This is a genomic window from Nocardioides sp. HB32 (genome assembly GCF_054058995.1).
In genome coordinates, this window is sequence record NZ_JBSSBS010000001.1 from 1,555,992 (window position 1) to 1,581,658 (window position 25,667).

Consider the following 25,667-nt stretch of genomic DNA (forward strand, 5'->3'; position numbering starts at 1 on the left):
CGCCGTTGTGGCCCGGCGTGTCGCGCGGGTTTCCCCGGTCAGCCGGAGAAACCCGCCCCCGCTAGCCTCGACCGCATGAGCGAGCAGCAGCACCGGAACAAGTCAGGCTTCGAGACCCGTGCGATCCACGCGGGGTACGAGCCGGACGCGGCGACGGGGGCGGTCATCCCGCCGATCTACGCGACCAGCACCTACAAGCAGGACGGGGTGGGCGGGCTGCGCGGCGGCTACGAGTACAGCCGCTCGGCGAACCCCACCCGCACCGCGCTCGAGGGCAACATCGCGGCGCTGGAGGAGGGCGAGCGGGGCTTCGCGTTCGCGTCCGGCCTGGCCGCGGAGGACACCCTGGTCCGCAGCCTCTGCAAGCCGGGCGACCACGTGGTGATCCCGGACGACGCGTACGGCGGCACGTTCCGGCTCTTCGACAAGGTCGAGCAGGTCTGGGGCCTCGAGCACAGCCCGGCGCCCGTCTCCGACGTCGAGAAGGTCGCCGCCGCGATCCAGCCGGGCCGGACGAAGCTGGTCTGGGTCGAGACCCCGACCAACCCGCTGCTCAACATCGGCGACATCGCCGCGCTCGCGAACCTCGCCCACGCGGCGGGCGCCCTGCTGGTCGTCGACAACACCTTCGCCTCGCCGTACCTCCAGCAGCCGCTGACCCTCGGCGCGGACGTGGTGGTGCACTCGACCACGAAGTACTGCGGCGGCCACTCCGACGTCGTCGGCGGCGCGCTGGTCGTCAAGGACCTCGAGCTCGCCGAGAAGGTCGCCTTCCACCAGAACGCGATGGGCGCGGTGGCCGGCCCGTTCGACTCCTGGCTGACCCTGCGCGGCCTGAGGACCCTGGCCGTGCGGATGGACCGGCACTGCGACAACGCCGAGAAGGTCGTGGACTTCCTCACCGCCCACCCCAAGGTCGGCGACGTGATCTACCCCGGCCTTGAGACGCACCCCGGCCACGAGGTCGCCCAGCGCCAGATGAAGCGGTACGGCGGGATGGTGTCCTTCCGCGTCACCGACGGTGAGCAGCACGCCCTCCAGGTGTGCGAGCGCACCGAGGTCTTCACGCTCGGCGAGTCGCTCGGCGGCGTGGAGTCGCTGATCGAGCACCCCGGCCGGATGACCCACGCCAGCGTCGCCGGCACCGACCTCGAGGTGCCCGGCGACCTGGTCCGCCTCAGCGTCGGCATCGAGAGTGCGGAGGACCTGATCGCCGACCTCGAGCGCGCGCTTGACTGACGTCGCGGTCTGCGTCGACTTCGGGTCGACGTTCACGAAGGCGGTGCTCGTCGACCTCGACCGGGGCCGCATCACGGCGCAGGCCGGCCACCCGACCACGCTCCCCACACCGGGAGGGGCCGGCGACGTGCTCGACGGGTACGACGCCTGCCTGGCCGTGCTCACCGAGCAGGATCCGCGCGCCGCGACCGCCGAGGTGCTGGCCTGCTCCAGCGCCGGCGGCGGGCTCCGGATCGCCGTCGTCGGCAACGAGGAGCTCGTGACCGCCGAGGCCGGCCGCCGGGTCGCGCTGTCCAGCGGGGGCAAGGTCGTCAGCGTCGTCGCGATGGCCGGCGGGGGCCTGAGCGACCTCGGCGACCCCGACGTCGTGCTGCTGACCGGCGGCACCGACGGCGGCAACAGCGAGGTGCTCCTCGCGGCCGCCCGCGAGCTCGCGACGACCTGGCACGGACCGGTCGTCGTCGCCGGCAACGTGGCGGCGCAGGAGGACGTCGCGGCGATCCTGGCCGGCAACCCGCACGTGCTGGCCGACAACGTCGTGCCGCGCATCGGCGTGCTCGCACCCGAGTCGGCCCGGGCCGCGATCCGCGAGATGTTCCTGGCGCACGTCATCGGCGGCAAGCACCTCAGCACGCGAGCCGACTTCACCGCCATGGTCCGCGGCGCCACCCCGGACGTCGTCCTCACCGGTGTCGAGCTGCTCGCCCGCGGCGCCGGCGACGTGGTGGTCGTCGACGTCGGCGGCGCGACCACCGACGTGCACTCGGTGGTCGACGTCGACCCTGACTCGGTGGGCCGCGAGGTGGTCGCGACCACCCGGGTGACCCGCACGGTGGAGGGCGACCTCGGGATGCGCTGGTCCGCGGTCACGACCGTCGCCGACCTGCCCGAGCTCGCGGAGGCCGCCGCCCGCCGGCACGACGACCCCGGCTTCCTGCCGGACACCGACGACGAGCGGGACGCCGACGAGGCGATCGCCCGGGCCGCGGTCGGCACCGCGCTGCGCCGCCACGCCGGCCGCGCGAAGGTCGTGGTCGGACCCGACGGCCGGGTCGTCGAGCGCACCGGCAAGGATCTCCGCGAGGTCGACCTGCTGGTCGGCTCCGGCGGCGTCCTGCGCAACGGCCGGCCGGGTGTCGCCGACCGGGTGCTGGCCGGCAGCACCGGCGAGGTCGGCGGCGGCTGGCAGCTGCCCCGGTCGCCGCGCGTCGTCGTCGACACCGCGTACGTGCTGGCCGCCGTCGGACTGCTCGCGGACGCCCACCCCGATGCGGCGTACCGGCTGGCCATGACGCTCATCCGGCCGGACGCCGGATAGCCTGTCGCGGTGAGCAACGGCGCTGACGACCCCTCCGAGGGCACCCCCGAGACCAGGCGTCGGCTCCCGATCATCCATCTGCGGCCGCGACCCGCCTCGGACGAGTCCAGCGAGGGCATCGCCGCGCGGCTGGCGCACCAGTGGGCGACCCGGCGCGACGAGCGCATGCCGGCGCCGGTCCCGATCGTGGTCGCCCGCTCGGAGCGGGCGCAGGTGCCGTGGGGCATCGACCTCGCCGCCTCGTGGGCGTGGCGGTTCCTGGTCATCGCGGCCGCGGCGTACGTCATCCTCTGGCTGGTCGCGTTCTTCGCGGTGGTGGCGATCCCGGTCGCGGTCGCCCTGCTCATCTCCGCGCTGGCGGTCCCCGTCGTCGACGGCCTGCACCGCGTCGGCCTGCCCCGCGGGGTGGCCGCGCTGCTGGTGGTCATCCTCGGCCTCGCGTTCGTCGCGGCGCTGCTGACCTTCGCCGGCCAGCAGGTCGCGACCGGGGCGCAGGACCTCGCCGACCAGGCGTCGGCCGGCCTCGAGGAGATCAAGAACTGGCTCAAGACCGGTCCGCTGCACGCGAGCGACTCGCAGATCAACGACTACATCCAGCGCGCCCAGGACGCCCTCAAGAACGCCGGCACGCACGTCGACCTCGGGAACGTCACCGAGGTCGGCACCGCGGTCGGCCACGTCTTCGCCGGCCTCTTCATCGTGCTGTTCTCGACGTACTTCTTCCTCGCCGACGGCGAGCGGATCTGGGCATGGGCGGTCCGCATCGCCCCCCGCGCGGCTCGTCCGCACGTCGACAGCTCGGGCCGGGTGGCCTGGATCTCGCTGACCCAGTTCGTGCGAGCCACGGTCATCGTGGCCGCCGTCGACGCGATCGGGATCATGATCGGCGCGGCGATCCTCGGCGTGCCGTTCGTCCTGGCGATCGGCGTGCTGGTGTTCCTCGGCGCGTTCGTGCCGCTGGTCGGTGCCACCGTCGCCGGCACCATCGCGGTCCTGGTCGCCCTGGTCGCGCAGGGGCCGTTCACCGCGCTGCTGATGCTCGCCGTGGTGATCGGCGTCCAGCAGCTCGAGGCGCACGTGCTCCAGCCCTTCCTCATGGGCCGCTGGGTCTCGCTGCACCCGCTCGGCGTGATCGTGGCGATCGGCTGCGGCGTGATCGTGGCCGGCATCGCGGGCGCGCTGGTCGCCGTGCCCCTGGCCGCGGCGCTGAACGCCGTCGTGCAGCACCTGGCGGCGAACACCGAGCCGGGGGACGATCCTGTCGAGGAGCTGGAGGAGGACTACGTCGAGACCGGTGCGACCGTCGAGGCTCCCGAGGAGGGTGACGATGACTGACGTGGAGACCGTCGGGCTGGCCGAGATCGAGGCCGCCCGCGAGCTGCTCCGGGGGGTGGCGATCGAGACACCGATGGAGGAGTCGCGCTGGCTCTCCCAGCTCGCCGGCGGGCCGGTGCAGCTCAAGTGCGAGAACCTCCAGCGCACCGGCTCGTTCAAGGCGCGCGGCGCCTACGTGCGGATCTCCCGGCTCTCACCGGAGGAGCGCGCGCACGGGGTCGTCGCGGCGTCCGCGGGCAACCACGCGCAGGGCGTCGCGCTGGCCGCCCAGATGCTCGGCATCCGCGCCACCATCTTCATGCCCGAGGGTGCTCCGATCCCGAAGGAGAAGGCCACCCGCGGGTACGGCGCCGAGGTGTCGTTCCACGGCCGCTACCTGGAGGACGCGATGGTGGAGGCGAAGGCGTTCGCCGAGCGCACCGGCGCGGTGCTGATCCACCCCTTCGACCACGTCGACATCGTGGCCGGCCAGGGCACCTGCGGGCTGGAGATCCTCGAGCAGGCCCCCGACGTCCGGACGGTGCTCGTGTCGCTCGGCGGCGGCGGGCTGCTCGGCGGCATCGCGATCGCGGTCAAGGCGCTGCGCCCGGACATCCGGGTCGTCGGCGTGCAGGCGGCCGAGGCGGCGGCGTACCCCGCGTCCCTGGCGGCGGGCTGCCCGGTGCCCCTGGCGTCGATGAGCACGATGGCCGACGGGATCGCGGTCGGGCTGCCGGGCCAGATCACGTTCGCGGCGGTCCGCGACCACGTCGACGAGGTCGTCACGGTCTCGGAGGAGTCGCTCTCGCGGGCCGTCCTCGCCGTGCTCGAGCGAGCGAAGATGCTGGTCGAGCCGGCCGGAGCCGCTGCCGTGGCCGCGATCCTCGAGCGCCCCGACGCGTTCGAGACGCCGGCCGTCGCGGTGCTCTCGGGCGGCAACATCGACCCGCTGCTGCTCGGCAAGGTGATCACCCACGGCATGGCCGCGGCCGGTCGCTACCTGAACCTCCGCGTCTGCATCCCCGACCTGCCCGGCGGCCTCGCGCAGCTGCTCGGCGACATCTCGGCCGTCGGCGCCAACGTGCTCGAGGTCGTCCACGAGCGGATCTCCCCGTCGCTGCACCTCCACGAGGTGGAGGTGCAGCTCCAGCTGGAGACCCGCGGCGAGCCGCACACCCAGCAGCTGCTGGCCCGGCTCCGCGAGCGCGGCTACCGGGTCTACGAGTAGCGCGAGTCGGCGCAGTCTCAGCTGAGACTGCGCCGACTCGGCGGTGGGTCGGGTGAGACTGCGCCGACTCGGCGGTGGGTCGGCTGAGACTGCGCCGACTCGGCGGTGGGTCAGCCGGTGTACGGCACCGCGTCGAGGATGACGACCTTGAGCTCCTTGCCGTTCGGCGCCAGGTAGCTCACGGTGTCGCCCTTGCTGCGGCCGTTGATGGCCGCGCCCAGCGGCGACTCGGGGGAGTACACGGTGAGGCCCTCGGGCTCGATCTCCCGGGCACCGAGCAGGAAGGTCTCGGCCTCGTCGTCAGCGTCGCCGACGAACTTGTAGGTGACCTTCATGCCCGGCTCGACGATGCCGTCGTCCGGCGGGGTCTCGCCGACCTCGGCGCGCCGCAACATGTCCTCGAGCTGGCGGACCCGGCCTTCGAGCTTCCCCTGCTCCTCGCGGGCGGCGTGGTAGCCGCCGTTCTCCTTGAGGTCGCCCTCGTCGCGAGCGGCGCTGATCCGGGCGATGACCTCCTGGCGGGCGGGGCCCTTGAGGTGCTCCAGCTCCGCCGTCAGCTTGTCGTGGGCCTCCTGGGTGAGCCAGATCGTGCCCTGCTCGGTCGACTGCGTCATGGGGTTACTCCTGCATTGCTTCGAGGTGCGACGGATCCGTCCGCCGGTCGTCGGGTGGTGCCCAGCGCGGCACCGTCCGAAACGGGTGTGCGTCAGTGCGCGGGGCCGGTTTCGGGACGGCCCTGCGGGACAGTCGGATCGACAAGTCTAACCACAGGTGCCGCCGGGACGCAGATCGGTCAGCGCGGTCGGTTCTGGCCCGGCGCGGTGCAGCCGACCAGCTCGACCGACGTCGCCTCGCGCTCGGTCCGGACCGTCTGGTCGGTGCGGCCGCTCGCGTCGGGGGTGAAGCTGAGCTCGCCGACGACCGAGTGGTCCTCGGCGTACGCCCGCAGCGTGCAGGTCGCTCGCACGTCCTCGTCGGTCAGCCGGACCTGCACGGTCGCGGTCGCGGCGTGCTCGTCCGTGACGTGCCAGCCGAGCAGGTCGGAGGTGACCTGGGGCGTCGACTGCGACCAGATCGTCCAGCCGAGCCAGCCGAGGAACGCCGCGACCACCACGACGACAACGCCGAGCAGCGCCCGGGTGCGCCAGGCGGACGGCGCGCCGTAGCGGTCGTCGAGGTCGGTCGAGGTCACCGCGAAATGGTCCCACCTAGGATGTCCGGGTGAAGCAGCACCCCTCCCGCGCCGGCCTCCGCCTCATGCACGTGCACGCCCACCCCGACGACGAGTCGAGCAAGGGTGCGGCGAGCACCGCCATGTACGTCGCGCAGGGGGTCGACGTGCACGTCGCCACCTGCACCGGCGGCGAGCGCGGCTCGATCCTCAACCCCAAGATGGACCGCCCGGACGTCCTGGCGAACATCACCGAGATCCGCCGCCAGGAGATGGAGCGCGCCCGCGACATCCTCGGCATCCGGCAGGACTGGCTGGGCTGGGTCGACTCCGGCTGGCCGGAGGGCGACCCGAAGCCGCCGCTGCCCGAGGGCTGCTTCGCGCTGATCCCGCTGGACGAGGCGGCCGCACCGCTGGTGCGGCTGATCCGGCAGTTCCGGCCGCACGTGATGACGACGTACGACGAGCGCGGCGGCTACCCGCACCCGGACCACATCAAGTGCCACGAGATCAGCGTCTTCGCGTTCGAGGCGGCCGCCGACCCGGACTGGCACCCCGAGCTCGGCCCGGCGTGGCAGGTCCTCAAGCTCTACTACCACCACTCGTTCAACCGCCCCCGGATGCAGGCGATCCACGACGCGATGCTCGAGCACGGTCTCGAGTCGCCGTGGGCCGAGCGGCTCAAGGAGTGGAAGGAGGAGCCGGAGTGGGACGCCCGGATCACCACCCGGGTGCCGTGCGCCGACTACTTCGGCGTGCGCGACCAGGCACTGCTGGCGCACGCGACCCAGATCGACCCGGACGGCTTCTGGTTCGCGATCCCGCGGGAGCTCCAGGAGCGGGTCTGGCCGACCGAGGACTTCGAGCTCGTGGAGAGCAAGGTCACCAGCCCGTTGCCCGAGGACGACCTCTTCGCCGGCATCCACGACCCCGCCTGACACACTGGTCGCATGCAGTTCCTGACGCTCGTGGTCTCCTTCGCCGACGAGGTGCCGAAGGACGAGGACGTGAAGGCCGGTTGGCTCGCGTTCGCGATCTTCATCGGCCTGATCCTCGCGGTCGCGTTCCTCGGGTTCAGCCTGGTCAAGCAGCTGCGCAAGGCACAGGCCGCCGAGGACGCCGGGCTCTACGACCCCTCGGACAAGAAGAAGCCCGTCGAGCTCCCCGTGGACCAACCGAGCGAGCAGCCGCCTACCCCGGGCGCCTGACCAGCCGGACCAGGCAGTCCCAGGCCGTCAGGTCGCCGACGCTCCGGCCGACCCGGCCCGCGTGCAGCACGTCGAAGGGCAGGTCGTCGAGGTCCTCGAGCACGTCCGCGGCCGTCATCAGCACCCGCGGATCCTGCGGGCCGCCGGTGCCCTCGTCGAGGTTCGAGGAGTCGTGCGCGACCAGCAGCAGCGTGCCGCCCTCGACCAACGAGTCGTACGCCGCCCGCAGCGCGGCCCGGCGCTCGGGCGCCGCGAGCTGGAGGTAGGCCACGACGGCGAGGTCGTACGCCGCGGGCTCGTCCCACCGGGTCGCGTCCGCGCGGACCCAGCGCACCGGGGTCTCGCCGGCGAGCCGCCGGCCCTTGTCGAGCGCGACCTGGGAGAAGTCGGCGGCGGTGACCTCCCAGCCCCGGCGGGCCAGCCAGATCGCGTTCCGGCCCTCGCCGGCCGCCAGGTCCAGGGCCCGGCCGGGCTCGAGGTCGGCCAGCTCGGACGCCACGAAGACGTTTGGCTCCGCCGACCAGACCAGGTCGCTGGCGGCGTACCTCTCGTCCCACGCGTGTGCGTCCACGGACCGAGTCAATCACGCATTCCGGGTGACCCGTCGACGCCGGAGCGATGGTTGCGTGACCGCATGGCCACCACCTCTGCGAACCGCGGCATCCGCGTCGTCGGGATCATCATCGCCGTCCTGGGCGTCGTGTTCCTGGTCGCCGGTGTCGTGACCTACGCCACCGTCTCCTCGACGCTCGCCGACCAGCACATCACCGTGTCGGACGACGCTGCGCACTTCGCCGGCAAGGACGTGAAGGGCCCGTTCACGGCCTACGCGCAGGCAGACATCATCAACAAGCACGCGCTCGAGATCGGCGGCGGCAAGACCTACGCGGAGCTGCCCCAGGACGACCCGAACCGCGACACGGTGATGACGGCGTCGTTCCTCCAGGCGAGCCTGTTCACCTCGGTCGTGGCGTTCGGGGTGGCGGCGTTCGTGTCCGTCATGGGCGTCGTGCTGATGCTGCTGGGGTGGGTCCTGGTCAGGATCGGGAGGGCTCCCGCGGCCGGCTGAGCCCGCCGGCCTACTCCAGCCCGAACACCCGCAGCAGCGAGCGGGCGTCGGCCGCGTGGCCGACCGGGTCGACTCCAGCCACCTCGGCATAGGAGCGCGACAGGGCGTAGTGGGTGAGGGCGCGACCGACGATCACGCCGTCCAGGCTGGGATGGGCGACGACCGTGAGCACCCGGTTGCCGTGGTGCCGGTCGTCCTCGTCGGCGGTGACCACGACCGCGAGCCGCCCGGAGGTGAAGTCGGGGCCGTCGAGCACCCGGCCGACGTGCCGCTGCAGCCACACGTCCGCGGTCGCCAGCGTGCAGTCGTGCGCGTCGTTGCACACGTCGGGCACGACCAGGCCGACCTGGGGCAGGGTCCCGGCGTCGATGTCGCCTTGCAGCGCGCGCAGCGGGACGTCGTGCTGGCGGCAGAGCCGGCGCTCGGAGCGGAAGTACGCCCACGGGTTGTGCCGGACGGCGTACTCCCCGCCGTCAGCCTGCTGGCACCTCGACGTCATGCCCTCGGCGTACGTCGTGGCGGTGCTCCCGGCGCGCACGGCGCGGCCGAAGACGCTCGGCCTGCGGATCGGGTGGTCGGCCGGCCGGCTGTCGTCGGCGATGCCGAAGGTGTCACCGCCGGCGATCGCGAGGTAGTTCGGCAGCGAGGGGTGCGTGATGGCGCCGTACCGCGTGGCGTAGCCGTACTGGTCCGCCAGGTCGCTCAGCCAGGGCATGCCCGCCCGCATCTGGTGGAGGGAGTGGTTCTCGACCACGAAGACCAGGAGCTTGGTGACGGACGTGGCTGCGGGCGCGTCCCGGCCGGCGGCCCGGGCGGTGGTGGGGGCGGCCGGAGCCGCGTCGGTCGTGGTCGCCGACGCGCAGTCGTCCAGCGCGGCGGCCGCGGCCAGCGCGATCAGGACCGGCACCAGTCGTGTGGCCAGCGCGGTCCACCGACGTGTCCGAGCATCTGCTGGTCGTCGCATGCGACCGAGGGTAACCGGGACCGAGGGTCGCCTAACCTGACGGGGTGGACCTCGCAGTCGCGGCAACGTTCGTCTGGCTCGGCATGGTTGTGGGCGTCTCGTTCCTCGAGGCGCCGCTGAAGTTCCGGGCACCCGGGGTCACCCTGCCCATCGGGCTCGGCATCGGGCGGCTGGTCTTCCGGGCGCTCAACGCCGTCGAGGCCGTGCTCGCGGTGCTGGTGGTCGTCGGCCTGCTCGCGGGGTCGCCGGGCCGGGCGGCGGTCGTCGCGTTCCTGGTGGCGGCCGCCGCGCTGGTCGTGCAGGTCCTCGCCGTACGACCGTTCGTCTCGCGCCGGTCCGACGCGGTGCTCGCGGGCGACGACGGGCCGCGCTCCCGCGCCCACCTCTGGTACGTCGGGCTCGAGCTGGTCAAGGTCGCCGCGCTCGTCACCGCGGGGGTGCTGCTGCTCGGCCGCTGACCGGGTGGGGTCAGGTCGCGGTCAGGTACCTTGCAGGTTCGTCGGCGCATCCTCGCGCCGAGAGGGGGTCCCTGGTGGCCAGGATCGGGCTGTGCGAGGACGACCCCGCGATCCGCCGGGTCGTGCTGGCCGCGCTGCGGCACGCCGGCCACGACGGGGTGGCCGCGCACGACGGGCGCGAGGCCCTGCGGCTGTTCGCCGACGACGACGACCTCGACGTGGTCGTGCTCGACATCGGGCTGCCCGACGCGGACGGCCGCGACGTCTGCCAGGCGCTGCGCTCGGCCGGGCAGCCGGCCCCGGTGCTGTTCCTCTCCGCGCTGGGCGATGTCCACGACCGGCTGGCGGGCTTCAGCGCGGGCGCCGACGACTACCTGCCCAAGCCGTTCGACGTGAAGGAGCTGATCGCCCGCGTCGAGGCGCTGGCCCGGCGCGGACGCCTGGTCACGGGTGGATCGGACGCCGACCTGCTCCTCGACCCGGCCCGGCACGCGCTCGTCTGCCGCGGCCGCGAGGTGCTGCTGACGCCGACGGAGTTCCGGATGCTCGCGGCGATCACGTCCCGTCCGGGGGAGGTCGTGCGCCGCCGCGCGGTCGTCGCCGCCGCGTGGCCGGACGGCGCGGTCGTCAGCGAGAACACGGTCGACTCCTACGTCCGGCGGATCCGCGTGAAGCTCGCCGAGGTCGAGTCGCCGCTGCACCTCAAGACGGTCCGCGGCGTGGGGCTCGCGCTGCGGTGAGTGCGCAGCGCAGGTTCGCACCCCGGACCTTCCGAGGCCGGATCACCGCGTCCACCGTCGCGCTGATGACCGCGGTGATGCTGGTCGTCGGCGTCGGCCTCCAGCTGCTGCTCGGGTACACCGCTCAGCGCGACGTCGACCGGGTGCTGGCGGACCGCGCGGACGCGGTCGTGAGCGTCCTCGAGGCCGGGCCCGTCTCCTCACGCGACCTCGACCCCGGCGTGCGGGTCTACGACGAGAACGGCGACCTCGTGGCCGGCTCGATCGAGCAGGGCGCCCGGGACGAGGCCGACGACCTCTCGACGGTGACGACTCCGACGAGCGTCGACGTCGACGAGGCCCTGCGGCTGCTCGCCCGCCCCTTCACGACGACGGACGGCCGGTCCGGGGTGGTGGTGGTCAGCCAGGACACCGCGGCGTACGAGCGCTCGGAGAAGTACGCGCTGCTCGCGACCGTCCTCATCGGGATCCTGGTGATCGCGGCCGCCGCGTGGATCGCGCGCCGGGTGACCGCCCAGGCGCTCGCGCCGGTGACCCAGATGGCCGAGCGCGCGGCGGACTGGAGCGAGCACGACCTCGCGCACCGGTTCGACCTGGACCCGGCCGACGACGAGCTGGCGCAGCTCGGCGAGACGCTGGACCGGCTGCTGGACCGCGTCGCGATGGCGATCCGGTCCGAGCAGCGGCTGACCTCAGAGCTCGCGCACGAGCTGCGCACTCCGCTGACCGCGATCCAGGGATCGGCCGACCTGGCGCTGATGCGTGGCGGCGCCGACGCGGAGACGCGCGCCGACCTCGTCGAGATCTCGCGCGCGGCGCGCACCATGGCCGAGGTGATCACCACCCTGGTCGACGTGGCCCGTGACGCGGCCGCGACGGACGCCGCCGCGACCTGCCACGTCGCGGAGCTGGTCGACGCCCTGCGCCCCGCCGTTCCGGCCCACCTCGACCTCGTGGACGGGACCGGTACGTCGTCCGCGCGGATCGCCGGGCCGCGCAGCCTCGTGCTGCGAGCCCTGGCGCCGGTGCTGGACAACGCGGTCTCCCACGCGCGCTCGCAGATCACGCTCACCGCCGTGGACCTGCCGCACGCCGTGGTGATCACCGTCGCCGACGACGGGCCCGGGGTCGACGACCGGCTGCGCGAGCACCTCTTCGACGTGGGCGCCTCGGGGACCGGCGGCACCGGCCTCGGCCTCGGCATCGCCCAGCGGGTGGCCCGCTCGCTCGGCGGGGAGATCGTGGTCGGGACGCCCGGGGCCGGGGCGGAGTTCGGCGTCCGGCTGCCGCGCGCCTGAGCCGGTCAGGTCGGCTGCAGGTTGCGGCAGTGAGGGTGCGGCCATGGACAACGCCACCACGGTCCGCCGCCGCGACGCGGTCACGCTGCTCAACAAGGTGCCCGAGGTCACCCTGCTGTTCTGGGTCGTGAAGATCCTGTCCACGACGGTGGGGGAGACCGCTGCGGACTTCCTCGCCGACAACGTCGGGCTCGGCCTGACGACCACCTCGCTGCTGATGGCGGTGCTGCTCGGGGACGCGCTCGTGATCCAGTTCCGCACCCGCCGCTACGTGCCCTGGTCTACTGGCTCTCGGTGGTGCTGATCTCGATCGTCGGCACCCTCATCTCCGACAACCTGGTCGACAACCTCGGGGTCAGCCTCTGGACGACGACGATCGTCTTCGCAATGTGCCTCGCGGTGACGTTCGTGACCTGGTACCGCTCCCAGCCACGCTCTCGATCCACACGATCGTCACCCGGCGGCGGGAGACCTTCTACTGGCTGGCGATCCTCTTCACGTTCGCGCTCGGCACCTCGGCCGGCGACCTGGTCTCCGAGCAGCTCGCGCTCGGCTACCTGACGGCCGCCGTGATCTTCGGCGCTGTGATCGGCGCGGTGACGCTGGCCTACTACGCCGGTGCGAACGCCGTGCTCACCTTGTGGGTCGGCTACGTCCTGACCCGCCCGTTCGGCGCCTCGATCGGCGACCTGCTGACCGCCGACCCCGGCGACGGCGGGCTCGGCCTCGGCACGAACACCGTGAGCGCGGTGTTCCTCCTGGTCATCCTGGCGTGCGTCGGCTGGTTCACCGTCCAGGACCGGCGCGTGCCGGCCGGCGCCTGATCCGCACCGACGCGGTCCGGTCGGTGGCAGGTCCGCCCGCAGGGACCCGGCGCTCCGTCACGCCACGCGGAAGCGCGCCGCGAGCCCGGCGTCGAGCCGCAGCCCGTGGCCGGCCCCGTCGCCCACCGGCAGTGCGCCGTCGACCGGGGCCGTGTAGCCGTCCACGAGCTCGCGGACGATGCGGACGTGGTCGTGGAACCACTCCAGGTGGCGCAGCCGGGGGGTCGCCGCGGCGACCGGAGCCGTGAGGTACGGCGCGCAGTGACCGGAGACGTCGAGCCCGTGTGCGGCCGCGACCGCGGAGATCCGGAGCCACTCGGTGTAGCCGCCGCAGCGGGTGACGTCGACCTGCAGGCAGTCGACGGCCGGGGCCATCCGGTGGAAGTAGGCGAGGTCGTGCCCGTACTCGCCGGCCACGACGTCGGCGTCCAGCGCGTCGCGCAGCACGCCGAGCCCGTGCAGGTCCTCGGAGCTCACCGGCTCCTCGAACCAGGTGACGCCGAGCTCGTCGAGCCGCCGTCCGACCCGGCGGGCCTGTCCCACGTCGTACCCGCCGTTCGCGTCCACGAACAGGTCGGTGCCGTCGCCCACGACCGAGCGGGCGAGCTCGACGCGGTGCAGGTCGCGGTCCTCGGCGCGACCCCACGACTCGCCGATCTTGATCTTCACGCGTCGGAGCCCGCGCGCGAGCCAGCCCTCGAGCTCCGTGGTGAGCTCGTCGTCGCCGTACGTCGTGAAGCCGCCGCTGCCGTAGACCGGCACCGGCGCGGGGGCGGCCCCGAACCAGCGCGTCAGTGGTACGCCGAGGAGCCGGGCACCGAGGTCCCACACGGCGATGTCGACCGCGGAGAGCGCCATGCCGACCAGGCCCGCACGCCCCGCGTTGCGCACCGCCCGCACCATCGCGGCGTGTGCGTCGACCGGGGCCAGCGGCGAGTGGTGCCCGACCAGCGTGGGCGCGAGCAGGCCGTCGACCACGCCGACGGCCGCCGCGGGCGCGTACGTCCAGCCGGTGCCGGTCCCCCCGCCGGCACGGACCTCGACCGCCACCAGCGTGGTCGAGTCCCAGGCCAGCGTCCCGTCGGCCTCCGGCCGATCGGTCGGGACGGTGTAGGCGCGCGCCTCGACCGCGACGATCGGCGGGTCGGTCACGTCAGCAGCTCCTGGGCCTTGGTCTTCAGCCCCTCCTTGATCACGCCCCAGCGACTGGTGTCGCCCTTGATCAGTGCCTTGGCCATGTCGGTCATCTGCTCGAGGGTCGCGTGCGGCGGGATCGGGGGTACGTCGGGGTCGCAGTGCACATCCAGGAGGTACGGCCGGTCGGCGCCGAGTGCGGTCTCCCACGCCCCGGCCAGCTGGTCGGGATCGGTCACGACGGTCGCACCCAGCCCGGCCGAGCGCGCGAAGTCGGCGTACGAGACGTCGGGCAGCGCCTGGGACTCGACGAACTTCGGCGTACCGCCCATCGCGCGCAGCTCCCAGGTGACCTGGTTGAGGTCGTTGTTGTGCAGCACCACGACGACGAGCCGCGGGTCGTCCCACTCCTGCCAGTAGCGGGAGATCGTGAGGAGCTCGGCCATGCCGTTCATCTGCATGGCGCCGTCGCCCTCGAAGGCGATCACCGGCCGATCCGGGTGGGCGAACTTCGCACCGATCGCGTACGGCACCGCGGGCCCCATCGTCGCGAGCGTGCCGGACAGCGAGCCGCGCATGGTGCCCCGCATCCGGACCTGGCGGGCGTACCAGTTCGCGGCCGAGCCGCTGTCGGAGGTGAGGATCGCGTTCTCGGGGGCGATCCGGGAGAACTCGTGGAAGATCCGCATCGGGTTGATCGGGTCGGCCTCGACGAGCGCCTCGGCCTCCATCGTCCGCCACCACTCGTCGACCTTGGCGCACAGGCCTTCCTGCCAGCCGCGGTCGTCCTTGCGCTCGAGCAGCGGGATCAGCGCGCGCAGCGTCGAGGCGGCGTCGCCGACCAGGTTGACCTCGTACGGGTAGCGCATCCCGATCATCGAGCCGTCCAGGTCGATCTGGACCGCGCGGGCCTGGTCCAGCGCCGGGAGGAACTGGGTGTAGGGGAAGCTCGAGCCGACGGTCAGCAGCGTGTCGCAGTCGCGCATCATCTCGTAGCTGGGGCGGGTGCCGAGGAGACCGATGGAGCCCGTGACCCAGGGCAGCTCGTCGCTCAGCACGTCCTTGCCGAGCAGGGCCTTGGCGACACCGGCGCCGAGGAGCTCGGCGACCTGGCTGACCTCGGCGGCCGCGCCCCGGGCGCCCTGGCCGACAAGGATCGCGACCTTCGAGCCGGCGTTCAGCACGTCGGCGGCGCGCCGGACGCCCTCACCGTCCGGGTCGACCGTCGGCCAGCTGATGCCCAGGCTCGACGGGACCATCTTGAACGCGTGCTCGGGCGGCGCGTACTCCAGCTCCTGCACGTCGTTGGGGATGATGATCGCGGTCGGCGCGCGCCGGGCCATCGCGACGCGGATGGCCCGGTCGAGCACGTTCGGCAGCTGCTGGGGCACGGTGACCATCTGGACGTAGTCGCTCGCGACGTCCTTGAACAGGCTCAGCAGGTCCACCTCCTGCTGGTAGCTGCCGCCCATCGCCGTGCGGTTGGTCTGCCCGACGATCGCGACGACCGGGACATGGTCGAGCTTGGCGTCGTAGAGCCCGTTGAGCAGGTGGATCGCGCCCGGACCCGACGTCGCCATGCACACGCCGGGCAGGCCCTGGCGACCGCTGAACTTGGCATGCCCGACCGCCTCGAAGGCGCTCATCTCCTCGTGTCGCGACTGGATGAACCGCGGCTGGTCGTCGGCACGGGAGAACGCGCCCAGGATGCCGTTGATGCCGTCGCCGGGGTAGCCGAAGACCTGCTTCACGCCCCATTCGCGCAGTCGCGCGAGCAGCTGGTCGGCCACGGTCGTGGTCGTCATGTGGTGCTCCTTTCTCGTGGGTCGGTCGTGTGGTTCGCGCGGATCGTCCCGGTGCGGAGGTCGTCGAGGAGCTGCGCGAGGTGCAATGCCCGGTGCCCGCCGCTGTCGAGCTCATGAATCTGGGTCCGGCAGGAGAACCCGTCGGCCAGCACCACCGTCGAGGGGTCGTGGGGGTCGGCCTCGCGGAGCCGGGGCAGCAGCACCTGCTCGGCGCACGCCTCGCTGACCTCGCCGTGCCCGGCGGTGAAGCCGAAGTTGCCGGCCAGGCCGCAGCAGCCCGACTCGAGCTGCTCGATGTCCGCGCCCGCCCGCTCGAGGAGCGTGCGGTCGGCGTCCCACCCGAGGACGGCGTGCTGGTGGCAGTGCACCTGGGCGAGGGCGGTCACCCCGGCGGCGGACGGCGGCTCCCATCCGTCGGTGTGCTCGCCGAGCAGCTCCGCCAGGGTGACGGTGTGGTCGCGGACCCGGCGGGTGTCGAGGTCGTCGGGCATCAGGTCCACGGCGTCCGAGCGGAGCACGGTCGTGCAGCTCGGCTCGAGGCCGACCACCAGGCCGCCGGCCCGCACGTGCGGCGCGAGCTCGCGGATCGTGTGGCGCACCCGGAACCGGGCCACGCCGAGCTGACCGGTCGAGATCCAGGTCAGCCCGCAGCAGACCGGCCGGCTCGGCATGGTGACCGCCCAGCCCGCGTCCTCGAGCACCCGGACGGCGGCGATGCCGACCTCGGGGTGGAAGTGGTTGGTGAACGTGTCCGGCCAGAGCAGGACGGTGCCGCGACGGCCCGCCCCGGGCGCCGGCCGGTGGTCGCGCAGCCAGCGCTGCAACGACCGGTGGGCGAACCGCGGCACCTCACGGTCCTCGAGGCCTGCGGCACGGGTGCCGAGCCGGCGCAGTCTCGGCATCGCCGCGAGCCGGTTCACGGCCGGTGCGATCCGGAGCCGGTCGATCACCATCGCGGCCGACGGCAGGAAGCCGGTGGCGTAGTCGGCCCGGGGCCGCAGCCGGTGCCGGTAGTGCTGGTGCAGGAACTCGGCCTTGTACGTCGCCATGTCCACGTGCGCCGGGCAGTCGGACTTGCAGCCCTTGCACGACAGGCAGAGGTCGAGCGCGTCGCGGACCTCGGTGGACCGCCACCCGTCGGTGATCGTGCCGTCGCCGTGGCCATCGAGCATCTCGAACAGCAGCCGGGCGCGGCCCCGCGTGGAGTGCTCCTCCTCGTGCGTCACCTGGTACGACGGGCACATCACCGTGCCGCCGGTGTGCTCGAGCTGGCGGCACTTGCCGACGCCGACGCAGCGGTTGGCCGCTTGGGCGAAGGAGTGACCGTCCTCGGGGTAGCCGAAGGCGACCGGCAGCAGCCGCTTCGGCTCCCAGTGACCGCCGAGCCGCAGGTGCTCGTCGAGACGCGCCGGGTGGACGACCTTGCCCGGGTTCATCAGGTCGTCGGGGTCGAACAGCCCCTTCACGACCTCGAACAGGCCGACGACCTCGTCGCCGAACATCTTCGGCAGCAGCTCGCCGCGGGTCTGGCCGTCGCCGTGCTCGCCCGAGAGCGAACCGCCGTACGAGACGACGAGATCGGCCGCCCGCTCCAGGAAGCGGCGATAGGTCGCGACGCCCTCGGTGGAGTAGAGGTCGAACGGGATCCGCGTGTGCACGCACCCCTGCCCGAAGTGGCCGTAGAGGCTGGGTCCGGTGTCGCTGGCGTAGCCGAACTCCTCGTACAGCCCGGCGCAGGTCGCGCAGGTAGTCGCCGAGCCGGTCGACCGGCACCGCCGAGTCCTCCCAGCCCTCGAACGTGTCCGGCCGGTGGGGGACGTGTGCCGTGGCCCCGAGCCCGGACTCGCGCACCAGCCAGAGCTCGTGCTCCTTCTGCGGGTCGTCGTAGAAGGCGACGTCCGGGGAGTGGTCGCCCTTCCCGACGTCGTCGAGCATGTCCTCGGCGTGCCGGTCGGCCTCCTCGGTGTCGTCGCCGCCGAACTGCACCATCAGGAACCCGGTGCCGTCGGGCAGCTCCTCGAGCGCATCGGGGTTCATGCCCTTGAGCTGCTGGTCGCGGACGAGGTAGTGGTCGACGCCCTCGAGCGCGATCGGCTCGTGCCGCACGATCGCCGGCACGGCGTCCGCGGCCGCCGCGATGTCCGGGTACCCCAGGACGACCAGGGTCCGGGCGCGGACGACCGGCACCAGCTCGAGCTCGGCGGCGAGCACCGTCACCAGGGTCGCCTCGCTGCCGACCAGCATGCCGGCGACGTCGAACCCGTGCTCGGGCAGCAGCGAGTCGAGGTTGTAGCCGGACACCCGCCGCGGGATCTGGGGGTAGCGCTCCCGCAGCAGGTCGGCGTGATCGTCCCGGAGCCGCCGCAGCGCCCGGTGGATCTCGCCCACCCGGTCGGTGCGGGACGCGACCTCGGCGTACCGCTCGTCGGTGAGCTGCGCGGCCACGAATCGGGTCCCGTCGTGGAGCAGCGCGTCCAGGGAGGTGACGTTGTCGACGACCTTGCCGGTCCGCTGCGCCGTGGCGCCGCAGGAGTTGTTGCCGATCATCCCGCCGAGGGTGCAGTTCGGGTGGGTCGCGGGCTCGGGTCCGAACCGCAGCCCGGTCGGCGCGAGCTGCCGGTTGAGGTCGTCGAGGACGATCCCGGGCTCGACGACGCAGCGGCGGTTCTCGACATCGACGGAGATCAACCGGTGGCAGTACTTGGAGAAGTCGAGGACCACGGCCTCGTTGGTGCACTGCCCGGCGAGGCTGGTGCCGCCACCGCGGGAGACGATCGGCAGTCCCAGCTCGTGGCAGACGGCGACGGCCTCGGCCGCGGCGTCGGTCGTGCGCGGGACGACCACGCCGTACGGGACCTGGCGGAAGTTCGACGCGTCCGTGGAGTACGCCGCCCGGCTGCCGGCGTCGAAGCGGACCTCGCCGTCCACCCGCTCGCGCAGCAGCCGCTCGGCCCCGCCCAGGTCCCTCATGCCGCGCTCCTGAGCCAGGCGAGGGCGCCGGCCGCCAGGGCCGTGCCCCCGACGGCGGCCAGGAGGCCGTGGTGCTGCGACGCCCACACCTGCGGCGAGCCGCGGTGGGAGCGGTCGTCGAAGGCGCCGTGGGCACCGAAGTCACGTCGCGTGTCGGCCGGCTCCCACAGGTTCTCGGGCTGGTCGGGATCACGCGGCTGGTCGGTCTGCTGGGAGTCGAACCCGGTCCGCGCGAGGTAGCGGTCGAGCAGCCCGGGCGCGACCGCGTTGGCGATCAGCGTCGCCGCCGTGGTCTCGCCGACCCAGTACTCCCGTCGGCGGGGGTGGTCGGCGGCGTACGCGACGGCGCGGGCCGCGACCTCGGGCTGGTAGATCGGCGGGACCGGTTGCGCGTGCCGGGGCAGGCGCGACAGCACCCACCCGAACTGGGGCGTGTTCACCGCCGGCATCTGCACCATCGTCACGCGGACCGAGCTCTTGTCGTGGAGCAGCTCGGTGCGCACCGCCTCGTTGAAGCCCTGGATCGCGTGCTTGGCGCCGCAGTACGCCGACTGCAGCGGGATGCCCCGGTACGCCAGCGCGGAGCCGACCTGGACGACGACGCCGCGGTCGCGGGGCAGCATCCGGCGCAGCGCGCTGCGGGTGCCGTTCGCGTAGCCCAGGTAGCTGACCTCCGTGACCCGCCGGAACTCCTCGGGCCCGATGTCCACGAAGCGCGCGAACACCGAGGTGAAGGCGACGTTCACCCAGACGTCGATCTCGCCGAGCTCGACCTCCACCCGGTCGGCGGCCGCATCGAGCGCCTCGTGGTCGGCGACGTCCACCGGGATCGCCAGGGTCCGCACCCCGGCGGCCCGCACCTCCTCGGCGGCGGCCTCCAGGCCGGCGTCGCCGCGGGCGAGCAGCGCGACGGCGTCCCCCTGCCGGGCGAACTCCCGCGCCGACGCCCGTCCGATCCCGCCGGACGCGCCGGTCACCACGACCACTCGCTTGCTCATGGGGTCTCCTTCCTCCTGTCCTGCCGGGTGTCCTGCCGGGTGTCCTGCCGGGTGTCCCGCCGGGTGTGGTGCTGGGTGTGGTGCTGGTGTCACCTGTCCTCGGCCGCGAAGCCCTCGACGCCGACGCCGGCGCGGCCGAGCTCGTGCGCGGTCTCGAGCAGCAGCGCGTGCACGAATGCCTGGGGGAGGTTCCCGCGGAGCTGTCGCTCCACGACGTCGAACTCCTCGGTGAACAGGCCGGGGGGACCCAGCGAGCCGCGGTTCCGCTCGAACCAGCGGGCCGCCTCGGTCACCCGGCCCTGACCCAGGCTGGCCAGGCTCAGGTGGAAGCCGCTGAGGACGAACGCGCCCTCCGCCTGGTGCATCGGGAGCTCCGGGTCGTGCCGGAACCGGTAGACGTAGCCGTCGTCGGTCAGCTCGTCGACGACGGCCCGCCACGTCCGCACGTGGCGAGGGTCGTCGGCCGGGACGGCGCCGCGGATCCCCGGCAGCAGGAGCGCGGCGTCGACGAGCGGGTCGTCGGGGGAGCGCTGCCAGCGGCCGCTGGAGTGCAGGCAGTCGGCGTCCACGGACGCGACCAGCCGGTCGGCCTCCTCGCCGCGCCCGACCGCACGCAGTCCGGCGGCGCAGATCAGCCGCGAGTGGGCCCAGCGCCGGTCCTCGAGCTCCCAGATGCCGGCATCCGGCTCGGTGTGCCGCTTCTCGATCGCGGCCACGACCTGCTGGACGGCGTCGTGGGCGTCGCGGTCGAGGCGGTCGACCCGGTCGGCGGCGGCGAACAGCAGCAGCGCCTCGCCGAGCGCGTCCAGCTGGAACTGCTCGTTGACGTGGTTGCCGACCTGGACCGGCGCGCCGGGGTAGCCGGGAAGCGGCAGCCGGCGCTGGTCCGGGACGCGCCCGCCCGCCACCCGGTACGCCGGCTTCAGGTCGGGCCCGTCGGCCAGCACCCGTTCGGTGACGAAGCGGACCGCGGCGTCCAGCAGGTCGTGCGCGCCGGCGACGGCGGCCGCCTGGCCGGTGTAGCACTGGTCGCGGATCCACGCGTAGCGGTAGTCGTAGTTCCGCCCGGCCTCGGCGCGCTCCGGCAGGGACGTGGTCGCCGCGGCGACCATCCCGCCGTCGCCGCTGGTGAGCCCGCGCAGCACCGCCCACGAGTGCCGGGCGTCGCCCGGCGCGGCGGAGCTCGTCAGGTCAGGGGCGGTGTCGCGCCACGCCTGCTCGGTCCGCGCCCACAGGTGGTCGGGGTCGGGGAGCTCGTCCGCGAGCCCGGTGCCCAGCTCGAGGACCAGGTCGCGGCTCTCGTCCGCCGGGACCACCAGCTCCAGTGCGAGCCGGTCGTCGTCGAGCCGGGCGTGCTCGGTCGCGCCCGACCAGCGGTAGCTGAGGTCGCCGGTGCGGCCCTCCCAGGCCCCGCTCGAGCGCCGGCAGACGGTCATCGCCCGGGTCCCGAACCCGGCGCGGCAGTCCAGTGTGACGTGCACGTACGCGTCGCCCTCGTGGGCCTCCACCCGGCGCATCAGCACGGCGTGGCCCGGATCTCCCGGGAACGCGAGTGCCTCGCGGGACTCGATCACCGAGCGGGTGGTGACCCACCTGCTGCGCCAGACCAGGCTGTCCTGCTCGTAGTGCCCGCCCCACACGAACCGGCGGTCGATCGGCGAGACGGTGTACTCCCCGCGGCCCCCGAGCAGGCTGCTGAAGACAGCGTCGTCGTGCCACCGGGGTGCGCACATGAACGCGAGGTCGCCGCGGGGGCCGATCAGGGCGCCCCGCTCGCCGTCGGCCACCAGCGCGTACTGGCGCAGCGTCACGGGATGCGTGATCGGACGGGTCACCTGGTCCTCCGTTCGTGATGTGATGCGCACGCAGCAGCGCGAACCGCGCTACGCTCCCTGTATCCATGCGCTTGCGCAAATATGCGCTGGTGCAACCACAGCGCGGCACGTCGTGAGGGACAAGCGGGCGGCGACGCCGGCCCAGGAGAGTGAGGAACGATGGGACACGTGGCCGGATCGGCGCTCAGCGAGCTCGCCGAGGAGCTGGGCACCACGAGCCGTGCCCTCGTGGCGATCGCCATCGACTCGGTCGGAGCGGCGCCGGTCGAGGTCACCGTCGCCCAGCACCGCCTCCTCGTCCTCCTGGCGGCGCACGGACCGCAGAGCATCGGCGCGATCGCCGCCCGGATGGGGGTGAACCCCTCCAACGCGACCCGGCACTGCGACCGGCTCGAGCGCCTCGGGCTGCTCGCCCGCCGTCGCTCGCCCGAGGACGCGCGCGTGGTCCGCGTGGAGATCTCGGGCGCCGGTACCCGCCTCCTGGACGCGGTCATGGCCCGGCGGCGCGAGGACATCGTGCAGGTGCTCGAGCGGATGGGTCTGGCCGACGCGGCGGCCCTCACCGCAGCCTTCCGGGCGTTCAACGACGCCGCCCAGGAGCTCAGTAGGGACCAGTGGCGCGAGCCGTCCTAGCGCCCAGCGTCGCCACGGAGGGACCGTAGGACGGGCCCGGTACGCGCCAGCGCTGATCGGCACCGACGCAGTCAGGTTGGTGGCAGGTTCGCCCGCGGAGGATCTGGCCCTACTGGCGCCGCCCGGGATCGGGCAGTCCTCCGACCGCCGGTCGGGCCCCAACCCCCGTGGGGGTCCGGCCGGCCCGGGAGCGCCGCCGAGTCAGTCCCGCACGAGGCGGAGCGCGAGCGCCGGACACGCCGCCACAGCGCGGCGGGCGTGACGTACCGAGTCCCGGGCCACGGCGGTGTCGTGGACGACCGGATAGCCGTCGGGGTCGGAGCCGAGGTTCTCGGCCAGCAGCAGGGCGCACAGGCCGTGGCCGTCGCACCGCGTCCAGTCGACCTCGATCCTCATCAACGGACTCCGTCGTCGAGCGGGAGGACGGCGAGGTACGGCCGGCCGCAGCCGCCTCGGTCGACGTGCGCGTCGAGCTCGGCGGTCATGGTGGTCAGCGCGCTGGCGACGAACGCTGCGGTGCCGTCCGGGTGGGCGCAGGCGCCGCGCCGGACCAGCCCGTGGAGCCGGGCGCTCACGTCCGGCGCGGGGCGGCCGTACAGCAGCGTCGAGACGTCGCGGGCGACCGCGGCGGTGCCGAACAGGCACGGGCCGCACTGCCCGGCGGACTGCCGGGCCAGCCAGGCAGCCACGGCGGCCACCTCCGCGAGTGCGCAGCCCGACTCCGGCAGCCGGGCGACGACGCCGGCGTTCAGGGGGACGCCGGCCTCGCGCAGCGACGGGCGGGTGACGCGCAGACCACGGGCGTCCGCGACCCAGTGCCCGTGGTAGCCGCCGACCAGGACCGGGCCGCCGGCAGCCGGCAGCAGCGCGTCGAGCGGCAGGCCGGTCGGCACCTCCGCAACGCCGGGGGCCGGGACGTCGCCGAGGAGGGTGACGAGCGTGGTCCCGGGCTCGGCCCGGTCGCCGACCTCGGCGTACCGCCGTGCGCCGAGCGAGACGAGGACCGCGATCTGGGCGAACGTCTCGACGTTGCTCGCGAACGTGGGCGCACCGCCGAGGCCGTGCCGGGTGGGCAGCACCCGGTGCCCCGGCGGTACGGCGGGCCGGCCGTCGAGGCCGCGCAGCACGGCGCGCACCTCGCCGGACACGAACCGGGCGGGCTGGAGCCGGACCGACACGCGCTCGGGGTGCGGCTCGCTCCCGCGTCGTTCCTCCAGCGCGAGCGTGAGCGAGGCGTGCGCGGCAGTGTCGTGGACGGCGATCGTCACCCGCCGGGTGCGCAGCGCCCGCGCGACGACCAGGGCGCCGTCGACCACCAGGTGCGGCACCAGGGTCATCAGCGTGCGGTCCTTGCGGCTGGCCGGCTCGCTCTCCGAGCCGTTGACGACGACCTCGACCGAGGACCCGGTGGGCATCGCGGCCAGCTTCGTGGACACCGGGAACGCCGCGCCGCCTCGTCCGAGCAGCCGGACGGCCCCCGTCTCCTCGACCAGGGTCGCCCGGGTGCGGTGCTGCTGGGCGCCGTGCACCGCGCGGTGCGCGGCGAGGTCGGCCCGGACGCCGTGGGTGGCTCCCGCGAGCAGCCGTGCGGAACCGTACGCCGTCGGCGCGGCCGGCCGGTGCAGGGTCGTCATCAGGCCCTCCCGGCCAGGCGGCGCTGGGTGTGGCGGGTCGCGGCCAGCGCGCCGGAGACGTGCTCCTCCTCGGCGCCGAGCCGGACCCAGACCGCCCAGACCACGGTGAGCGCCGAGCCGCCGTACAGCAGCCACGCCCACCAGGTCGCGGTGTCGGTGCCCAGAGAACAGGCCGTGTGCCATCGCCAGCGGCCAGGCGACATAGGCGAGCGTGTGGACCGGCCGCCACCAGCGGGCGGCCGCCGCCGACCCCGCCAGCCGACCGCGCACGGCGCCGGTGAGGGCGACGACCGCGAAGCAGTAGAGCGCGAGGGTGCCGAGGCCGACGGCCCAGCCCCGGTAGCCGGCGGTGAACGCCACCAGCGCGCCGGGCAGCGAGATCGCGACATGACGGTCCGCGACCAGCAGCACGCCGTGGAGGCCGAGCAGCGCGAGGGTGACGACGGCGGCGGAGCGGTGGGCGAGCTGGAGGAGGAGCCGGGACTCGCGGCGGCGCAGCCGGGTCGCGGGGGAGGAGCCCGACGCGATCGCGCCGAGGGAGACGGCCGCGGTCGCGCCGATCAGCGCCATGAAACCGGCGGCGCGGGCGAGGAACCAGAGCGTCATGCCGCTCGCACCTCGCCGGGCCAGGCGCCGATCGGCCGCACCGCGCCGCCGCGCTCGACGAGCCGGGCCGCGACGCCGGCGAGCTCGAGCCGCGCGGCCGCCGAGCACCCCCAGACCAGGGCGGCGGTGCTGAACGTGTTCGCCTCGACGCAGGTCCGCGCCCACACGGTGGCGGTCCGTACGGCGCCGTCGGTCGGCGCTCCGGTGCGCGGGTCGATCAGGTGGTGCGCCGATCCGGACCCGGTGCGCCAGCGTCGTGCCGACTCCGAGGACGTCGCCAGCCCGCCGTGCGTGAGGCCCACGACCCCCCCGGCGCCGTCGGCGACCTCGGCGACCCGGACCAGCCACGGCTCGTCGGCGGCTCCGGCCACGGCGACGTCGCCGCCGATCTCGACCAGCACGGGACGCCGGTAGCGGGCCGCCACCCTCCGGGCCGCCTCGTCCGCGGTCCACGCCTTCGCGGTCGCGCCGAGGTCCAGCCGGAGGCCGCGGGCGACGCCGACCCGCCCCAGGTCACGGTCGACGACGACCCGGCGCCAGTCGGCGGGCGGACCCGGCTCCGGCACGTCCGCACGACGGGCCCGCACGACGGCGATGTCGGCGTCGTACCCCCACGCCGCCACGTGTGCCCCGACCGTCGGGTCCACGGCACCGTCGGTGCCGCGGGCCGCCTCGACCGCGGCTGCGACCAGGCCGAGGGCCAGCCCGCTGACCGGGACGATCCGCGGGGCCAGCTTGTTGACCCGCTCGGTCTCGGAGTCGGAGCGGAACCGGCTGACGGCCCGGTCGACGTCGGCCATCAGCTCCCGGACGATCCCAGCCGCACCGTCGAGCGGGGGGCCGGGCGTGACGACGCGGACGGTGCACGACCAGTCCTGCCAGGTGGTGGTGCTCATGACGCGTTGGTCCCGGCCTGGGGCTGGCTGCTCGCGGGCGCCTGGACGACGCCGGTGCCGCCCTGGGACGAGCGCGCCCGGCCCTGCTGGTCGGGGGCCTGTCGCTGTCCGCCGTTGCCGCCGGTGCTGCCGCCACCCGTGCCGTCGCCGGTGGTGGTGGCGTTCGAGGCGACGGCCGTCAGTGCCGCGGTGCCGGCGACCGCGGTGACCGCGATCCCAGCAGTGGTCAGGCGGGCCCGGCGGAGGAGCCGGCGACGCGGGTTCTCGTTCATGGCACCACGGTCGCTCGCGGCTGCTCAGGCGGGCCGGAACAGCCGGTCAAATC

At 73.8% G+C, this 25,667-nt stretch carries 26 protein-coding genes and 2 pseudogenes; 14 read left to right on the forward strand and 14 right to left on the reverse strand.

Going from position 1 to position 25,667, the window contains the following annotated elements; genetic code table 11:
• Window positions 1–75 precede the first annotated feature (75 nt).
• From ACVW2K_RS07855 to ilvA, 4 genes are read left to right on the forward strand one after another with little or no spacing between them, the layout of a single operon-like run.
• The gene (locus ACVW2K_RS07855) at window positions 76–1,239 is read left to right on the forward strand and encodes a cystathionine gamma-synthase (RefSeq protein WP_457202119.1); all 1,164 of its coding nucleotides are present in this window, start codon (window positions 76–78) and stop codon (window positions 1,237–1,239) included.
• On the forward strand, window positions 1,232–2,557 hold the full coding sequence (locus tag ACVW2K_RS07860) for a glutamate mutase L (protein ID WP_457202120.1): 1,326 nt from the start codon (window positions 1,232–1,234) through the stop codon (window positions 2,555–2,557). Before ACVW2K_RS07855 ends, ACVW2K_RS07860 begins: the two co-directional genes overlap by 8 nt.
• A 9-nt stretch (window positions 2,558–2,566) precedes the next feature.
• Complete coding sequence (locus ACVW2K_RS07865) at window positions 2,567–3,892, forward strand: AI-2E family transporter (protein WP_028639199.1); 1,326 nt, start codon at window positions 2,567–2,569, stop codon at window positions 3,890–3,892.
• Window positions 3,885–5,099, forward strand: coding sequence for a threonine ammonia-lyase (gene ilvA, locus ACVW2K_RS07870; RefSeq protein WP_028639198.1), 1,215 nt, complete (start codon window positions 3,885–3,887; stop codon window positions 5,097–5,099). Before ACVW2K_RS07865 ends, ilvA begins: the two co-directional genes overlap by 8 nt.
• Window positions 5,100–5,209: 110 nt before the next feature.
• Here the strand turns inward: ilvA and greA are convergent, their stop codons facing one another.
• Together greA and ACVW2K_RS07880 are read right to left on the reverse strand one after the other, a co-directional pair.
• Window positions 5,210–5,713, reverse strand: a complete 504-nt coding sequence (gene greA / locus ACVW2K_RS07875; protein ID WP_028639197.1) for a transcription elongation factor GreA — start codon at window positions 5,711–5,713, stop codon at window positions 5,210–5,212.
• 179 nt (window positions 5,714–5,892) lie between these two features.
• The gene (locus tag ACVW2K_RS07880) at window positions 5,893–6,291 is read right to left on the reverse strand and encodes a DUF4307 domain-containing protein (RefSeq protein WP_457202121.1); all 399 of its coding nucleotides are present in this window, start codon (window positions 6,289–6,291) and stop codon (window positions 5,893–5,895) included.
• Window positions 6,292–6,356: 65 nt separating this feature from the next.
• Between ACVW2K_RS07880 and mca the strand changes: the two genes are divergently transcribed.
• Both mca and ACVW2K_RS07890 read left to right on the forward strand, forming a co-directional pair.
• Window positions 6,357–7,208, forward strand: a complete 852-nt coding sequence (gene mca, locus ACVW2K_RS07885) for a mycothiol conjugate amidase Mca (protein WP_457204052.1) — start codon at window positions 6,357–6,359, stop codon at window positions 7,206–7,208.
• 12 nt (window positions 7,209–7,220) lie between these two features.
• Entirely contained in the window at window positions 7,221–7,478 is a 258-nt protein-coding gene (locus tag ACVW2K_RS07890; protein ID WP_028639194.1) for a hypothetical protein, read from the forward strand.
• Here ACVW2K_RS07890 and ACVW2K_RS07895 read toward each other — a convergent pair.
• The gene (locus ACVW2K_RS07895) at window positions 7,462–8,049 is read right to left on the reverse strand and encodes a class I SAM-dependent methyltransferase (protein ID WP_457202122.1); all 588 of its coding nucleotides are present in this window, start codon (window positions 8,047–8,049) and stop codon (window positions 7,462–7,464) included. The genes ACVW2K_RS07890 and ACVW2K_RS07895 overlap by 17 nt on opposite strands.
• A 63-nt stretch (window positions 8,050–8,112) precedes the next feature.
• On the opposite strand from ACVW2K_RS07895, the gene ACVW2K_RS07900 reads away from it, so the two are divergent.
• Window positions 8,113–8,547, forward strand: coding sequence for a hypothetical protein (locus tag ACVW2K_RS07900; protein WP_028639192.1), 435 nt, complete (start codon window positions 8,113–8,115; stop codon window positions 8,545–8,547).
• 10 nt (window positions 8,548–8,557) lie between these two features.
• Here ACVW2K_RS07900 and ACVW2K_RS07905 read toward each other — a convergent pair whose 3' ends face one another.
• A complete protein-coding gene (locus tag ACVW2K_RS07905; protein ID WP_457202123.1) occupies window positions 8,558–9,511 on the reverse strand; it encodes an alkaline phosphatase family protein in 954 nt (317 codons plus the stop codon).
• A gap of 44 nt (window positions 9,512–9,555) precedes the next feature.
• On the opposite strand from ACVW2K_RS07905, the gene ACVW2K_RS07910 reads away from it, so the two are divergent.
• From ACVW2K_RS07910 to ACVW2K_RS07935, 6 genes and pseudogenes are all read left to right on the forward strand, one after another.
• Complete coding sequence (locus ACVW2K_RS07910; protein WP_457202124.1) at window positions 9,556–9,969, forward strand: hypothetical protein; 414 nt, start codon at window positions 9,556–9,558, stop codon at window positions 9,967–9,969.
• A gap of 74 nt (window positions 9,970–10,043) precedes the next feature.
• On the forward strand, window positions 10,044–10,709 hold the full coding sequence (locus tag ACVW2K_RS07915) for a response regulator transcription factor (protein WP_457202125.1): 666 nt from the start codon (window positions 10,044–10,046) through the stop codon (window positions 10,707–10,709).
• Between the two features lie 65 nt (window positions 10,710–10,774).
• Window positions 10,775–12,007: a sensor histidine kinase gene (locus ACVW2K_RS07920; RefSeq protein WP_457202126.1), complete on the forward strand. Its 1,233-nt coding sequence runs from the start codon at window positions 10,775–10,777 to the stop codon at window positions 12,005–12,007.
• Between the two features lie 43 nt (window positions 12,008–12,050).
• Window positions 12,051–12,311, forward strand: a complete 261-nt coding sequence (locus ACVW2K_RS07925) for a hypothetical protein (protein WP_457202127.1) — start codon at window positions 12,051–12,053, stop codon at window positions 12,309–12,311.
• Window positions 12,305–12,376, forward strand: a pseudogene (locus ACVW2K_RS07930) (hypothetical protein); the annotation flags it as partial. The gene ACVW2K_RS07925 and the pseudogene ACVW2K_RS07930, both read left to right, overlap by 7 nt.
• 20 nt (window positions 12,377–12,396) lie before the next feature.
• On the forward strand, window positions 12,397–12,831 hold the full coding sequence (locus ACVW2K_RS07935) for a hypothetical protein (protein ID WP_457202128.1): 435 nt from the start codon (window positions 12,397–12,399) through the stop codon (window positions 12,829–12,831).
• A 57-nt stretch (window positions 12,832–12,888) separates the two neighbouring features.
• Here the strand turns inward: ACVW2K_RS07935 and ACVW2K_RS07940 are convergent, their stop codons facing one another.
• From ACVW2K_RS07940 to ACVW2K_RS07965, 6 genes and pseudogenes are all read right to left on the reverse strand, one after another.
• Entirely contained in the window at window positions 12,889–13,983 is a 1,095-nt protein-coding gene (locus ACVW2K_RS07940; RefSeq protein ID WP_457202129.1) for an enolase C-terminal domain-like protein, read from the reverse strand.
• A complete protein-coding gene (locus ACVW2K_RS07945) occupies window positions 13,980–15,770 on the reverse strand; it encodes a thiamine pyrophosphate-requiring protein (protein WP_457202130.1) in 1,791 nt (596 codons plus the stop codon). Before ACVW2K_RS07945 ends, ACVW2K_RS07940 begins: the two co-directional genes overlap by 4 nt.
• Window positions 15,767–17,428: a (Fe-S)-binding protein gene (locus ACVW2K_RS07950; RefSeq protein WP_457202131.1), complete on the reverse strand. Its 1,662-nt coding sequence runs from the start codon at window positions 17,426–17,428 to the stop codon at window positions 15,767–15,769. Before ACVW2K_RS07950 ends, ACVW2K_RS07945 begins: the two co-directional genes overlap by 4 nt.
• A 115-nt stretch (window positions 17,429–17,543) precedes the next feature.
• Window positions 17,544–18,740: pseudogene (locus tag ACVW2K_RS07955) on the reverse strand (FAD-binding oxidoreductase); the annotation flags it as partial.
• Window positions 18,737–19,738 carry an SDR family oxidoreductase gene (locus ACVW2K_RS07960; RefSeq protein WP_457202132.1) on the reverse strand — a complete coding sequence of 334 codons (1,002 nt, stop codon included), beginning with the start codon at window positions 19,736–19,738 and terminating at the stop codon, window positions 18,737–18,739. The gene ACVW2K_RS07960 and the pseudogene ACVW2K_RS07955, both read right to left, overlap by 4 nt.
• An 89-nt stretch (window positions 19,739–19,827) precedes the next feature.
• Window positions 19,828–21,573 carry a glycoside hydrolase family 15 protein gene (locus ACVW2K_RS07965; protein WP_457202133.1) on the reverse strand — a complete coding sequence of 582 codons (1,746 nt, stop codon included), beginning with the start codon at window positions 21,571–21,573 and terminating at the stop codon, window positions 19,828–19,830.
• Window positions 21,574–21,732: 159 nt separating this feature from the next.
• Between ACVW2K_RS07965 and ACVW2K_RS07970 the strand changes: the two genes are divergently transcribed.
• Window positions 21,733–22,206 (forward strand): MarR family transcriptional regulator, encoded by a 474-nt coding sequence (locus ACVW2K_RS07970; protein ID WP_036571772.1) that lies wholly within the window; start codon window positions 21,733–21,735, stop codon window positions 22,204–22,206.
• Window positions 22,207–22,407: 201 nt separating this feature from the next.
• On the opposite strand, the gene ACVW2K_RS07975 is transcribed toward ACVW2K_RS07970, so the two are convergent.
• From ACVW2K_RS07975 to ACVW2K_RS07990, 4 genes are read right to left on the reverse strand one after another with little or no spacing between them, the layout of a single operon-like run.
• Window positions 22,408–22,602 carry a ferredoxin gene (locus ACVW2K_RS07975; RefSeq protein WP_028639184.1) on the reverse strand — a complete coding sequence of 65 codons (195 nt, stop codon included), beginning with the start codon at window positions 22,600–22,602 and terminating at the stop codon, window positions 22,408–22,410.
• Complete coding sequence (locus ACVW2K_RS07980) at window positions 22,602–24,446, reverse strand: NADH-ubiquinone oxidoreductase-F iron-sulfur binding region domain-containing protein (protein ID WP_457202134.1); 1,845 nt, start codon at window positions 24,444–24,446, stop codon at window positions 22,602–22,604. Before ACVW2K_RS07980 ends, ACVW2K_RS07975 begins: the two co-directional genes overlap by 1 nt.
• The gene (locus ACVW2K_RS07985; protein ID WP_457202135.1) at window positions 24,443–25,342 is read right to left on the reverse strand and encodes an FAD:protein FMN transferase; all 900 of its coding nucleotides are present in this window, start codon (window positions 25,340–25,342) and stop codon (window positions 24,443–24,445) included. The genes ACVW2K_RS07980 and ACVW2K_RS07985 overlap by 4 nt, the downstream gene beginning before the upstream one ends.
• Window positions 25,339–25,614 carry a hypothetical protein gene (locus tag ACVW2K_RS07990; protein WP_457202136.1) on the reverse strand — a complete coding sequence of 92 codons (276 nt, stop codon included), beginning with the start codon at window positions 25,612–25,614 and terminating at the stop codon, window positions 25,339–25,341. Before ACVW2K_RS07990 ends, ACVW2K_RS07985 begins: the two co-directional genes overlap by 4 nt.
• Window positions 25,615–25,667 lie beyond the last annotated feature (53 nt).